The organism is Lysobacter sp. CA196 (assembly GCF_052078695.1).
Classification (GTDB): Bacteria; Pseudomonadota; Gammaproteobacteria; order Xanthomonadales; family Xanthomonadaceae; genus Lysobacter.
The window spans coordinates 89,707-103,773 of sequence record NZ_JBQJIN010000014.1; the positions used below are offsets into that span (position 1 = coordinate 89,707).

The window sequence follows — 14,067 nt, forward strand, 5'->3', positions numbered from 1 at the left end:
CGTGCCTCATTGCACGGTGCAGGTCAACAGCAAAGTAAGACTGCTATTAGCCGGGAAGGTGGGAACGATCAGACCGCTGCCCTGCAAGGTCGCGACATCCACCGTCCCCGGACACACCGCGCCGCCACTGGCGCTGCAAGTCACCGTGGCGCAAATCAGCCCCGACGCGACCGTATCGCGAACCACCGCCCCATCCGCCGCGTCCGGGCCGGCATTGCTCGCGACGATGCTGTACGTCGTGTTGGTGCCTCGGACGACGCTGTCGCCGGCTTGGTCGTTCGCCCCGGCCGCGGGTGTATTGGTCTTGGTGATCGACAGATCCGCCACCCGCCGGGTGTTGGTCACGCTGCACAGCAGATTGGCGCCGGTGTCGGCATCGGTGAGCGGATAGCTTCCGCCGGAAGCCGGCACGGTGAACGTCGTGCCATCGCTGGAACGCGTGCAAATGTAGTCGGAGGTCGTATAGGTGCCGGTCTGGGTCAGCCAGCTCTCGGCGGTCAGGTTGAGCGTATCGCCGATGTAGACCGCCGTCGGCGCCGAGGTCGAGGTGTTGTTGCCGGTGGCGTCGGCGGCCGGCTGGAAATTGCCGGAGTAGCCGCTGGCGCTGTTCGGCCCGGCCGTGCGCGACCAGACGAACACCACCCGATCCCCCGGGGCGGCACGTACCCAGGTTTTCTGGATCTGGAAGGTCGGCGACTTACGGTCGGTGACCGTGCAGACGATGTCGGCGCCGGCGGGCACGCCGAGCAAGGTGTAAGTGTCGCCGGAGTTCTTGAAGACTTTGTTGGCGGCGATATTGGTGCAACTGAAGTCGGTCAGCGTCCACGCCCGTGCGGACGACAGCACGGTGTTCTCGATGATGCGATAGGTCTGCCCCGGGGTCATCGGCACCGGCACGCTGTCGGTCACGACTGCACCGTCCGTGGCTGTGGTCAGACTGCGTGTGGCCACCACACTGGTCGAGCCTTGGTCGATAGTGAAATCGAACGTCCCCACGCCGCCATAGCTGACCTTGCGCAAGGTCAGCTGCGCCTGCGCCAGGGTGTCGCTGTCGACCGCGCTGTTGTTGCCCGGCGTGGTGTCGCCGGTGCCGGGTCCGGCGGCCACCGTGCCGGTATTGGCGAGGTTGCCGGTCGCGCTCGTGGCGATGGTGCCGGCGATGGTGAAGGTCACGCTGCTCGAAGTTCCGCCGCTGTAGGGCAAGGACGGAATGACGATGCCGCTGCCCTGCATCAGGGCGACGGTGGTATTGGCTACGGTCGGGCACGCCGCACCGCCGGTCGGGCTGGCGCAAGTCACCGAACTGACCGTGAAACCAGCGATCGCCGGGTCGGTGAACACCGCATTGGCGGCGCCGAACGGGCCCGCATTGGTCACCGTAACCGTATAACTGCGAGGCCCCGGCGCATAGGTGTCGCTGGTCTGGTCGACGTTGCCGTTGACCCCGGGGGTGTTGGTCTTGGTGATCTGCAGGTCGGCGCCGAAGGTGATGTTGGCGGTTGGGCAATTGGAGCCGTCGTTGGAGGTCGAACCGGGCGCGCCGCTGATCAGGGTGGCGGTGCCGGTGACCAGGTCGAACTTGTAGAAGCCGCTGGGCGGACTATTGCCCGAACCGTACAGGCCGTTCGGCGCGCCGTACATCGCACCGAAGAAGCCCACAGGCAAACCGTTCGGCAGTCCGATGTTGGTCACGGCGCCGCTGGTCGGATTGACCGACAGCAACTGGCCGCTGTTGGTCACGCCGTACAACAAACCACCGACCCACGCCCAGTCGGCGATGTTGATCGCCGAACTGAGCGCGATCGGCGTCGCCGTCAACGTCGTCACGTTGATCGCATACATCGTGGTGCCGGCGGCGACGTTGTCCTTGACGTAAAGAATATTGCCGGCGGTGCCGAACGCGCCGCTGATGTAAGTCCCGGCCGGCAGACCGCCGACCGTGCCCAGGCTGACGGCGGCGCCGTCCGAGCCGATCCGCACCAAGGTGTTGGTGGTCGGGGTGATCAGGCCGTACTGATAGTTGTCGGCCGGATTGTAGCCGACCGCGTTGTACACCGCCGCCGCCGTGCCGACGGCATTGAAGGTCAGTGGGTTGGCGTTGGTGCCGATCTGATACAGCGTGGTCGGCGTCGGCGCACCCGGCGACTGCTCGAGCCACAGGCGCGAATCGCAGGTACCGAAGCTCGGCTGCATGCCGTCGGTATCGGAGGCGGTGTTGTCGGCAGCAGCGCTTTCGCTCACACCGACCGGCACAGCGACAACTGCAGTATTGGTCAGGCTGCCGCCACTGGCGGTCGCGGTGGCGGTCACGGTAAAGGTCACGCTGCCGCCGGCGGTCAGCCGCGGAATCACGATGCCCGCGCCCTGCATCAAGGCGACCGTGGTGCTCGCGGCGACCGGGCACTGCGAACTCAGGGTGACGCTGCCGCAGCTGACGCCGGTCACCGACAAACCGCTCACGGCCGTATCGGTGAACACCGCATCGCTGACCGTCGTCGTGCCGGCGTTGCTGACCACGATGGTGTAAGTCAGGGTTTGGCTGGTGCCGTACTGAGCCTGGCCATCGGTCTTGCCGATGCGCAGGTCGGTGCTGCTCGGGCCGCTGAACTCCGAGGTCGAGCCGATCGAGGTTGTCGCTGTAGTCGCGCAACCGGCGTTCTGGCAGCGGGTCGCGGTCATGCTCAGCGACGCCGCATCCAGGCCGGCGACGGTGCAACTGCTCGGCAAGCTGGCGCTCGGTGCGGCGACGAGGCAACTGCTCAGCCACACCTGGCCTTCGCCGAAGCCGGTCGCATCCAGGCCACTGGGGTTGCGATAGAAATCGATGCGATAGCCGTTGGCATTGGCGGTGGTGTCGAGGACGAACTTGACCGTGGTGCCGACGATGCTCGTCACCACCGGGAAGTTCATCAAGCTATTGGCGCCGGTATCGGCATCGCCGGCGTCGTTTGCGTTGACCCCATTGATGCCTATCAGGTCGATGCCGAGCCCCCCGTTGCCGGAGATGTCGGTATTGGCATAAATCGCGTTGCTGGTCGCGGTGACGCCGCTGATGCTGATGCCGTCGCCCGAATTGCCGGTGATGGTGTTGGCGGTGATGGTGTTCTGGTTGACGTTGCTGTCGGCATTGCCGGTCAAGGCGATGCCCGGGCCACCGTTGCCGGTGATGAGGTTGCCCTGGATCAGGTTGTCGTTGGTCTGGTTGGTGCCGGTTCCGCCGGCGACGCCGGTCAGCACGATGCCGGTGCCGGTGTTTCCGCTGATCGTGTTGTTGGTCAGGGTATTGCCGCTGGTGACATCGCCGTTGCTGCCGACCATACGAATACCCACGCCGCTGGTGCCGGTGATCTCGTTCGAATCGACCAGCACGTTGATGACGCCCGACAGGGCGATACCGATGTTGACGCCGCTGACGTCGTTGCCGGTGACCGTGGCGTTGTAGCCGACGATGGCGGCGTTATTGAAGACGCTGATGGCGAAGGCGCCAACGCCAGTGACGGTGTTATTGGTAATCGTGCAGTTGTCGCTGTCCGAGCAGCGGATGGCGTCGAACGAAGCCGACATGGTGATCGTATTGGCATTCATCACCATATTGGCCACATTGCTCGCGCTCACCGCGACCTGGGCGAAATTGGCAATGGCGATGTTGCGCAGCTGGCTGTTGCCCGCGCCCGCCAGAAACCGGATCGCCGTGAACCCGCCTCCGCCGCCGTTCAAGGTGATGCCGCCGCCGTTGAGGTTCAGCGTATCGGCGACGTCGGGCAGCATCGAACCGACATTGATGGTGCCGGAGACGCTGAACACGATGCTGTCGTCGACGGTGGTGGTCAGGTTGGACGCGGTGATCGCCGCGCGCAGCGTGGTGCAGCTGAAATTTGGGCTGGCGCCCGAGCAACTGCCGGCGGTGTCGCCCAGACCGGTGACGGTATAGGTCGCAGCGAAACCGCTGCCCGCCCACAGCGACGACGAAGCCGCCAGCAGCCACAGGCAAGCGATCCTGAACTTGCGCAGCCGCCTCGCTTCGGCGCCGACGCCGGATGCGGCCGCCCGCTCGGCCCGGCAGCGCGCCGCCGCGATCCAAGTACGCAAATTCATGGTGTTGTTCCCCTGAGTGGCATCGCTGCGAACGCCGCAGCGATCGGCCCGCACTCCAGGCGATGGCTCTCCCTGACACGGGAAGCCACGCCTCGACTGCGCGCTGTTCAGAGGGAAAGTAGAAAGGCCCGCCGAAAACCGTCGGAGCGGGTTCAGAAGCGATTCACCTTCACGAAACCGTGGTGGCCGAGCGCGAATACCGCGCAAAAACAGAGACTTGCGGTGCAACGGCACTGCATACAGACCGTACCGAACCGGGTTTGGACAGCCTGGTCTCGATCCAGCCAACCGCTTCAGGGCATCGGCGACGGGCATCGCCGCCCCAAAGAGAAACGGGCTCCGCAGAGGAGCCCGTTCCCTTGCTTCATGCAGCGACTATCGTCAGAAGGTGATGCTCCAGGTGTCGATGCGGCCGACGTCGTTGTTGGCGTTGTCGTTCACCCGTAGCTTCCAGGTGCCGTTGAGCGGTTCGCTGGACAGGTTGAAGGTGAAGGTGCCGCTGAGGTTGTCGGCGCTGCCGCCGGCGCGGTTGCTGATGTTGTAGAGCGAGCCGTCCGGCGCGACCAGGTCGACCTTCATGTCGCCGCGATAGGTGTGGATGATGTTGACCGAGACCGAAGCGCTGGTCGGTGCGTTGCCGGTGCGGCCGGACACGGTGATCGGGCTGTCGACGGTGGCGTTGTCGTTGATCGCGTAGTCGGTGCCGTTGGTGTACGTCGTGCCCGGACCCGGGCCCGGGCCGGTGCCGGCGGTCTTGCCGAGTTCGCCGAGGAAGGCCAGGCCGAGCTTGGCGAAGGGCACGCTGTTGGCGGCCGAGCTGCCCATGTTGGCGAGGGTGTCGTTGGGCGTGTGGATGGACCCGAAGTAACCGCCGCTGGAATTGCCGCCCTCGAAGTAGATCGCCGCGGGGAAGCCGGCCGAGGTCCACGAGGCGTGGTCGGAGCAACCGTAGCCGCAGGTGTAGCTGCCCACGGTGCCGCCGAGGTAGGTCGTGTACAGATCGCGCAGGAACTGCTGCAGGCTGGAGTTGGAGTAATCGCTGACCAGACGCACCGCCGGTGCGCCGCTGGTCCGGTAGTTGGTCATGTCGAGCTGCAACACGCCGACCACGTTGACGCCGCGATTCTGGAAATCGGTGGCGATCGCCTTGGAGCCGCGCAGACCGACTTCCTCGGCGGCATAGCCCATGAACTTGATCGTGCGCTTGGGCTTGTAACCGCTCGCCATCGCCACCCGCAGCACTTCGGTCAGGGTCGCGATGCCCGATGCGTCGTCGTCGGCGCCCGGTGCGTTCATCGCATCGCCGCTGCCGCTGCTGGAGATCGAATCCAGATGTGCGCCGAGCACGACCACTTCGTTCGGCAGCTCGCTGCCCTGGATGGTCAGGATCGCCGAAGGCTGGGTCGAACAGGTGGTGCAGCCGGTGTAGAGCTCTGCGGTGACGTCGCTGCGGCCGTTGGCGAGGCCGGCCCAGGTGTCCTTGATCCAGGTCGCCGAGGTGCGGCCGTGGCTGGAGGCGTAGTAACGGTTCGGATATTGCGTCGACAGGTGGCTGATGGTGCCGCGGATGTTGGCTTCGGCGACCTGGCTCAGCCACGGGGTGACCGTCGCCTGGTTGTCGATGGTATAGGTCGCGAACTTGGTGTTCATCGCTTCGACGCTGCGCTCGCTGCGTACGAACGCTTCGGCCTCTTCGCGGGTGTCGAAGGCGACGAAACCGCCGCAGCGCTTTTCCTTCTCGTGGACATGACGGGTCACGTCGGCGAGCTGATAGGTCTTCAGTTCCGCCACCACCAGCTTGGCGCCGGCCTTATTGCTGACGCCGGTGGCGTTGCGCGCGAGCGACTGCACGCCGGCGTCGAAAGTCTCGCGCGAGGTGACGATGAACACCGGCTGGAACGGATTATCGGTGGCGTCGGCCGGACGTGCGTGATCGTGGGTATGCGTCTGCGCGATCGCCGGTGCGATGGCGGCCGACAATGCGAGGGCGAGCAAGGCGGGCAACGGGGCTAAGTGCTTGTTCACGGAAGGCGCTCCTGTTCGGCGTCGCCCGGCCGGATGCGGGCGGCATCGGCGCAGGGACGCGATGGACTGGGATGACGGCCGCGCAGAGTGCGGGCCGTCGCGAGAGTTTGCTGCGCGTGAAAGCGGCGCCGAACGGTGCGGGGAGAAACGTTCCGATACGCCCGGGACTCGACCCTAAGCGCGATGCGATATGACGGACAAGCGACAACCTGTTCGAGCGCACATTCGCGTTCGTGACCTCGGTCATGCATACGCGCAGTAACCGCTTACCGTGCACGTCCGCATGGCGAAACAGATAGGAAAACCACGGAATTTTCACTGTTTCGACGATGGAAAACATCGCCGTCGCGCAGGCCCGATGCCGTCGCCGTGCAGCGCAGCATGCGGCTGCGCCGAAACTCGTCGCATGAATGCTTCGCACACAAACGCGCATCCCCGGCCGAAGCCGGGGATGCGCGGTATCGCTCGCCTAAGCGCTGGAGGCGATCAGAAGGTGATGCTCCAGCTGTCGATGCGGCCGGTGTCCTGGGTGGCGTTGTCGTTGACGCGCAGCTTCCAGGTGCCGTTGAGCGGCTCGCTCGACAGGTTCTTGACGAAGGTGCCGACGACGTTGTCGGCGCTGCCGCCGCTGCGGTTGTGGATGTTGTAGAGGGTGCCGTCCGGCGCCACCAGGTCGACCTTCAGATCGCTCTTGTAGCTGTGCAGGATGTTGACCGCCACCGACGCGTCGATCGGTGCGTTGCCGGTGCGGCCGGACACCACGATGCTGCTCTCGACCGTGGCATTGTCGGGGATCTGTACGTCGGTGCCGTTGCTGTAGGTCTGGGTGCCGCCGCCACCGCTGACGGTGACCGAGCCGGTCTTGCTGTGGCTGGCGTTGTCGTCGTCGGTGACGGTCAGGGTGACCGTATAGGTGCCGGACGCAGCATAGGTCTTGGACGGATTGGTCGCGGTCGAGGTGGTGCCGTCGCCGAAGTTCCAGCTGCGCGCGACGATGCTGCCGTCGCTGTCGCTGGAGCTATCGGTGAAGTTCACGCTGAGGCCGCTGACGCTGGAGGTGAAGTTCGCCACCGGCGGCGTGTTGCCCGGCCCGGTGCCGCCGACGGTGAAGCGCACTGCGTTCGGCGTGCCCGGCTTGCCGGCCGCGTCGGTGCCTTGCACATACAAGGTATGCACGCCGTCGGCGAGGCCGCTGGTCGGGATGTTCGCGGTCACCACCTCGCGGCTGCTGTTGAAGCTGCCGTCGCTCGCGTTGAGCGGATACGACACCGCACCGGCGGCCCACGGCGGCGCGTCTAGATAGGCCCGCGCCGAAGCGATGTTCTGCACCGGCTCGGAGCCGTTGCTCTGGTTGAACACGCTGTCGTCGACGGTCGCCGTCAGCGCGACCGGGGTGCCGGCCGGCACCGTCGCCGTGGACACGCTGAGCGCGGTGGTGTCCGGGCCGGACGGCAATTTGTACGGCGCCCACAGGCTGCGCGCGGCATAGCGCAGGGACTTCAGGTTGTCCGGCAGGGTCGTGCCCTGGAAGGTGCTGCAGCTCTCGAAGAACGACACGCCCAGCTCGATCGTGTACGCCGGCACGCCGAGCAGGCCGTACATGGTGTCGTCGGTGGTGCCGTCGGTGGCGTAGAGCTCGTCGGACTGCTGCGGACGGTAATTGTTGTGGAACGCCATGCGCCGGCCGAGCGCACGCAGCGCAGCGCTGTTCGGCGCGGGGTTGCTGGTGTCGCCCCACGACCACAGCACCAGTTGGGCGGCGCTGTGGATGTCCATGAAGATGCCCTGGTAATCCTCGGGCGCGGCGGTGTTGACGTCGTCGGAACGACGGTCCGGGAAGATGCCGCCGGTGTAGACGCCGCTGCTGTTGCGGGCGCCGGCGACCAGGCGCATCAGGTTCTGCGTCTCCGGTTCCGAGGCCACGGTGGGGCCGCGGTAGGTTTCGGCGCAGGCATTGCCGCTGGAGCCGCCGGCGGCGCTGTTCCAGTGATAGGGGAAGTTGCGGTTGAGGTCGACGCCGATCGACGAAGCGCTGCAGGCGCCGTTGCTGTTGTTGACGTTCTTGCGCCAGGACGAACCCGCCTCGGCTTTCTTGCGCCCGTCGGGGTTGGCCTGCAGCACGAACTGGAAGGCGAAGTTGTCGAGCAACCAGGTCGCTTCGTCGTTGCTGCCGTAGCCGTTGGCCAGCCACTCGGCGAAGCGGGTGACGGTCTCGGCCGGCGTGTACTCGCGCGCATGGATCGAACCGAACAACACCAGGGTCGGCTTGTTCGGCAGCGCGGCATCGGTCGCCGAGTTGGTCAGCTTGAGCACCTTCATCTCGTAGCCGGTGCCGGCGCTCTGGGTCTTCTGCCAGCTCGGGCCGATGTTGGTCACCCGCGCCAGCTGCGGCTTGCTCGAGGCCAACTGGTCCATGGTCGTATAGGTTTCCTCGACCGTGCGATAGCAGGCATAGCCGGGAATGCTCTTGATGCCGAGCGCGGAGCTCTGCAGCGCGGTCTGCAGGCGCTGCAGCTTCTCGGTCGCATCGCGATCGATTTCGTACTTGAAGCCCGCGCGGCTCAGCGCGAGCAGATCCTCGGACATGGCTTCGACACGGACGGTCTTGGCCTCGCGGTCGACGATCAGATGCTGGAAGCGCGACGCGATGCGTTGCAACTGTGCGCTGTTGGTGTATTTGGCGGTGACGAAGACGGGCAGCTCATCGGCTGCCTGGACGCTGGCGGACAAGGCCAGCAACAGGGGCAGCGCGGCGTATTGGAAGCGCATAGGGAAACTCTCCAGGTACCGGTACGTTGGACAGCGATGCGGTGGGTGCGGCCACCATGCTGGGTACGCGGCCCGACGGCTGACAAGCCTCGCTCGTCGCGGTCATGCCTCGCTTTCGTGATGCGTACGGCAGAACGGCGCTGTGGTCGGCAACGACGCATGCCACGTCGTCGGATCGGGATGCGCGCAGCGACGCGATCGCAATGCGCTGCCGCCGGCGCCCGGGCGAAGCGCGCTTTCGCCCGAAGCGCTTGCCCGCGTTCGGGCAAGCGCCGATGGAAAACGCCGCGCGCCTCACGGCACGCGGCGTCGGTGGATCAGAACGTGATGCTCCACTTGTCGATGCGGCCGGTGTCCAGGTTCGCATTGTCGTTGACGCGCAGCTTCCAGGTACCGTTGAGCGGTTCGCTCGACAGGTTCTTGGTGTAGGTGCCGATGACGTTGTCGGCGCTGCCGCCGGTGCGGTTGTGGATGTTGTAGACCGTACCGTCCGGCGCCACCAGATCGACCTTCAGGTCGCTCTTGTAGGTGTGGTAGATCGTCACCTGGACCGGCGTGGTCGCCGAACCGTTGCCGCTGCGGCCGGCCACGGTGATCGAGCTTTCCACCGTGGCGTTGTCGCTGATCGCCACGTCGGTCTCGTTGGTGTAGGTCTGCGCACCCGGGCCGCCCGACACCGTGACCGTACCGGTCTTGGTGTTGGTCGCGCCGTCGTCGTCGGTGACGGTCAGCGTGACGGTATAGGTACCGGCGGCGCTGTAGGTCTTGGACGGGTTGGTCGCGGTCGAGGTGGTGCCGTCGCCGAAGTTCCAGCTGCGCGAGGCGATGCTGCCGTCGCTGTCGGTGGAGCTGTCGGTGAAGGTCGCGGTGAGGCCGCTGACCGACGAGGTGAAGTTCGCCACCGGCGGATTGTTCGGCGTGCCGCCGCCCGAATCCAGGCCGTCGATGAACTGCGCACCGGTGTTGCCCGGGTCGAGCCAGTTGCTCAGGCGCGAATCCGCCGCACCGCCGCCGGTCCACGAGGTGAACACGCGTCCGTATTGGTCGCTGCGGTTGGTGCCGGTGGCGCTGCAGCTCGACGGGCCGCCGTGCAACTGGCCCAGCACGCGCTTCTCGGGGCTGTAGATCGGCGAGCCCGAGGAACCCGGCTCGGTGACGCCGCCAGTCGGCTGCCACTGCACGTTCAAGTGGGTAGTGCCGGCGCCGCCGCCCCAGGCCACGAACGAGGTCGGGCTGGTCGAGTTGCTGATGCGCTTCTCGGCCACGTTCGGGTGATGGATACCGATGGCGCCCGGATAGTTCTGGTCGCGGCGGTCCCAACCGGCCCAGAACAGATTGAACGCAGGGTTGGCCGGCGTGTTGAGTTCGAGCAGGGTGAAGTCCGAGGTCGCGTAGGTCGCCTTGTAGGTCGAACCCGACTGGGTGTTGGCCATCGAACCGTCGCCGTTGGCGCCGCTGGCGGGCGTGTTCGGCGGGCGGCAGGTCGAGTTCTGGTAGTTCCAGTACACCACGATGCTCGCCGCGGTCGACGCCGTACCCATGCCGCAATGGTGCGCGGTCAGGAAGTACATCTTCTTGTCGTTGGCGGTGTTGTTGACCAGCGAGCCGGTACAGGCCAGCGAGCCGTTCTTCGAGTAGGCCGCGACCGATCGGATGATATCGCGACGGCCATCGCCTTCAGGGCAGACCACGTCGATGTTGCAGCTGCCGGACACGCCCTTCTCGCCCTGGGCCGCGGTCAGGCGGCCCGCGACTTGTCCGAACGCCTCGTAGCCGTGGTTGACCTTGGTCAGCTGCAGCTTGAGTTCGCCCATCTTCGCGCTGGGCACGACCACTTCGATGACCGCCTCTTCGCCGTCGACGATCGCCGTCCACAACTGGCCGGAAGGACTGTTGTCGCGGTCGGTGTATTCGCGGATCAGGCTGCGATCGCCGCCTGCGGTCTGGGTCGCCGGATAGACCAGCAGACGGCCGCCGGCCGGCATGTGGTACCGGGTGAAGCCGAAGTTCAACGACAACGCCTTATCCGAGCGCACGCGCTGGCGCCAGATGACGTTCTCGTCGTCGAGTTGTTCCCACACGCCCGAATTCAGCGGCGTCATGTCGACGTCCATCGGCGCGGCGAAGCGAGGAATCTCGTTGCGCGCTTCGCGCACGCGGTCTTCCGCGCGCAACTTGGCGACGTCCACCGCCGGCATCGCGCGCAGCGCGATCTGGCCCACTCGCGAGATGTTGGCGTGATCGAAGGCCGCCGGGCGCGTGGCCGGTGCGGCAAGTGCGGCACTGATCGACAGTCCGAGCAACAACAAGGAACCACAAAGTCGTTTCATGAGTCTCTCCGTCCGTAGTAGAGGCAAGACCGCGACGCCGGCTGGGCCGGTGTGTGTTCGACAATGGCGATGGCGACGGGGTCAGGCGATGGGAACTGGATGCTCCAGCGTTTGATGCAGCGAGGCCGCATGCTTCCCCTGAGCGTGCGTTTTTTCTACGACGCGTGGTGCGCATTGCAAGCGTGCCGCTGCGACCACGGCGCGACTCTGAGGCACACGCGTCGCGCACAACAAGACGCAAACCCGCCCAGTCGACATCGCATCCGTGCCTGGCGTCACGCATACAACGAAGATTTGTTTCGATTGAAATCGGTGTGCTCGACCGGAAATAGAAACTGAGAACCTGTCCGCGTTCATGATGCAATGGACGACACGAACCCGGGGAACTCCGGCTCGATACGACGCAGACCATCGCCGCCATCGATCCGACGGCGTCGTTCCAGCGCACGCCGAAACCCCTCCGGCCGTTTCCGTCGCACCCGCAACGGCAGTGCCCATCGGTAAAACCGCAGCGGCGCCCCAGACAGATGCGCTAGCGAGACATCGTCTACCCGGCAAACGAAAACCCCGGCCGAAGCCGGGGTTTTCGCGAACATCGCGACGATGCGAGGTGGCGACGGTTCAGTCGGTCAGAAAGTGATGCTCCAGCTGTCGATGCGACCCGTGTCGGCGCTCGCATTGTCGTTGACCCGCAGCTTCCAGGTACCGTTGAGCGCTTCGCTCGACAGGTTCTTGGTGTAGGTCTGGTTGATGTTGTCGGCGCTGCCGCCGCTGCGGTTGTGCAGGTTGTACAGGGTGCCGTCCGGCGCCACCAGGTCGACCTTCAGGTCGCCCTTGTAGGTGTGGACGATGTTGACCGCGATCGGCGTGCTGACCGGTGCGTTGCCGCTGCGGCCGGAAACGACGATCGAGCTTTCGACCGTGGCGTTGTCGGCGATGGCAACATCGGTGCCGTTGGTATAGGTCTGCGCACCGCCGGTGCCGACCGTGACCGAGGCGGTCTTGGTGTGGGTGGCGCCGTCGTCGTCGGTGACGGTCAGGGTGACGGTGTAGGTGCCGGCCGCGGTGTAGGTCTTGCTCGGGTTGGTCGCGGTCGAGCTGGTGCCGTCGCCGAAGTTCCAGCTGCGCGAGGCGATGGTGCCGTCGCTGTCGCTGGAGCTGTCGGTGAAGCTCACGGTCAGGCCGCTGGCCGTGGAACTGAAGTTCGCCACCGGCGGGGTGTTGGTCGGGGTGCCGCTGGAATCGATGCCGTCGATGAACTGCGCACCGGTGCCGCTCGCGTCGAGCCAGTTGCTCAGCCGCGTGGCAGCGGAGCCGCCACCGGTCCAGGAGGTGAACACGCGGCCGTAGTAGTCGCTACGGTCGGCGCCGGTCGCCGAGCAGCTCGACGGACCGCCGTGCAGCTGGCCGAGCACACGCTTCTCCGGGCTGTAGACCGGCGAACCCGACGAGCCCGGCTCGGTCACGCCGCCGTTGGCCTGCCAGAACACGTGCAGGTGGGTGCTGCCGCTGGCGCCGTTGTAGCCGCTGATCTGGGTCGCGGTGGTCGAGTGGCTGATGCGCTTCTCGGCGACGTTGGGATGATGGATCGCGGTCGCGCCGGCGAAGTTCTGGTCGCGGCGGTCCCAGCCGGCCCAGAACAGGTTGTAGGCCGGGTTGGCGGCGGTGTTGAGTTCGAGCAGGGTGAAGTCGGAAGCGGCGTTGGTCGCGCGCACGACCGCGCCGGTCTGCGATTGCGACAGCGAGCCGTCGCCGTTGGCGCCGCTGGAGGACGAGCCCGGCGCGCGGCAGGTCGAGTTCTGGTAGTTCCAGTACACCACCATGCTCGAGGCGATCGCGGCGGTGGTCATGCCGCAGTGGTTCGCGGTCAGGAAGTACATCTTCTTGTCGTTCGCGGTGTTGTTGACCAGCGAACCGGTGCACCACATGGTGCCCTGCTTGGAGTACGCCGCGACCGAGCGGATCACGTCGCGGTGGCCGTTGCCTTCGGGGCAGACCACGTCGATGTTGCAGCTGCCCGACACGCCGGTCGGCTGCTCCAGCGCGGCATCGCGCGCGAGCCTGCCGAGGCCCTTGTAGTCGTGGTGGACCGCGGCCAGGTGCAGCTTGAGCTCGCCGACCTTGGCGCGCGGCACGACCACTTCGATCACCGCTTCGTCGCCGATCACCACCGGCGTCCACAGTTCGTTGAAGTCGTTGTTGTCGGCGGCGGTGAAGCTGCGCACGCGCGAGGCGTTGGAGCCCGGCGCCTGGTCGGCCGGATAGATCAGCATGCGCGCGCCGGCGGGCAGCTTGAACTGATCGAAATGGAAATTCAGGGTCAGCGCGTTCTTGGATTCGATGCGCGTGCGCCAGACCGCGTGGTCGGCGTCGAGATCTTCCCAGGTGCCGCTGTTGAGGGTGTTCATGTCCACCGGCAAGGCGGTGGCGAAGCGCGGCGCTTCGTTGCGGCCGCGCTTGAGGTCTTCGGCGCGCAGCTTGGCTACGTCCACCGCCGGCATGCTGCGCAGGGCGACGCGGTCGATGCGCGAGAGGCGGGCGTGGTCGAAGGCCGCCGGACGCAGGTTCGGGGCGGCGAGCGCGCTGCCGATCGATAGTGCGAGCAGGGCCAGGGAAGCGGTCAGTCGTTTCATTACTTGCTCCATGTTGAGAAGGACGACGGTGGCGAGGTCCGCAGCGCGGTCCGGCCGGCCCGATGCATCCGGCCCCTCGAGGCGAAGGGCCGGATGCCGGGCGAGCGCGTCCGCAGCGATGCGCGGTCCGCGTCCGGATCGCACCTCGCCGCGGCCGTTTCAGACCATCGTCGAGCGGAAAGCGGGCTCCCCCAAGCCCGCCGGTGTTTCAGGAG

General features: G+C 66.1%; 5 protein-coding genes. All 5 read right to left on the minus strand.

Annotated elements, in window-relative coordinates:
- Positions 1 to 6: 6 nt before the first annotated feature.
- On the minus strand, positions 7 to 4,095 hold the full coding sequence (locus ACTOWK_RS14130; RefSeq protein ID WP_441330762.1) for a beta strand repeat-containing protein: 4,089 nt from the start codon (positions 4,093 to 4,095) through the stop codon (positions 7 to 9).
- Positions 4,096 to 4,476: 381 nt separating this feature from the next.
- Positions 4,477 to 6,120 carry a M20/M25/M40 family metallo-hydrolase gene (locus ACTOWK_RS14135; RefSeq protein WP_441330763.1) on the minus strand — a complete coding sequence of 548 codons (1,644 nt, stop codon included), beginning with the start codon at positions 6,118 to 6,120 and terminating at the stop codon, positions 4,477 to 4,479.
- A gap of 486 nt (positions 6,121 to 6,606) precedes the next feature.
- Entirely contained in the window at positions 6,607 to 8,889 is a 2,283-nt protein-coding gene (locus ACTOWK_RS14140; protein WP_441330764.1) for a M14 family zinc carboxypeptidase, read from the minus strand.
- Between the two features lie 317 nt (positions 8,890 to 9,206).
- Positions 9,207 to 11,219 carry a proprotein convertase P-domain-containing protein gene (locus ACTOWK_RS14145; RefSeq protein WP_441330765.1) on the minus strand — a complete coding sequence of 671 codons (2,013 nt, stop codon included), beginning with the start codon at positions 11,217 to 11,219 and terminating at the stop codon, positions 9,207 to 9,209.
- A 629-nt stretch (positions 11,220 to 11,848) separates the two neighbouring features.
- Positions 11,849 to 13,852: a proprotein convertase P-domain-containing protein gene (locus tag ACTOWK_RS14150; RefSeq protein ID WP_441330766.1), complete on the minus strand. Its 2,004-nt coding sequence runs from the start codon at positions 13,850 to 13,852 to the stop codon at positions 11,849 to 11,851.
- Positions 13,853 to 14,067 lie beyond the last annotated feature (215 nt).

What these genes read in the sequence shown, in the direction of transcription:
- ACTOWK_RS14150 (WP_441330766.1), bottom strand. Translation starts at nt 13,852, where the DNA reads ATGAAACGACTGACCGCTTCCCTGGCCCTGCTCGCACTATCGATCGGC.
- ACTOWK_RS14145 (WP_441330765.1), bottom strand. Translation starts at nt 11,219, where the DNA reads ATGAAACGACTTTGTGGTTCCTTGTTGTTGCTCGGACTGTCGATCAGT.
- ACTOWK_RS14130 (WP_441330762.1), bottom strand. Translation starts at nt 4,095, where the DNA reads ATGAATTTGCGTACTTGGATCGCGGCGGCGCGCTGCCGGGCCGAGCGG.
- ACTOWK_RS14140 (WP_441330764.1), bottom strand. Translation starts at nt 8,889, where the DNA reads ATGCGCTTCCAATACGCCGCGCTGCCCCTGTTGCTGGCCTTGTCCGCC.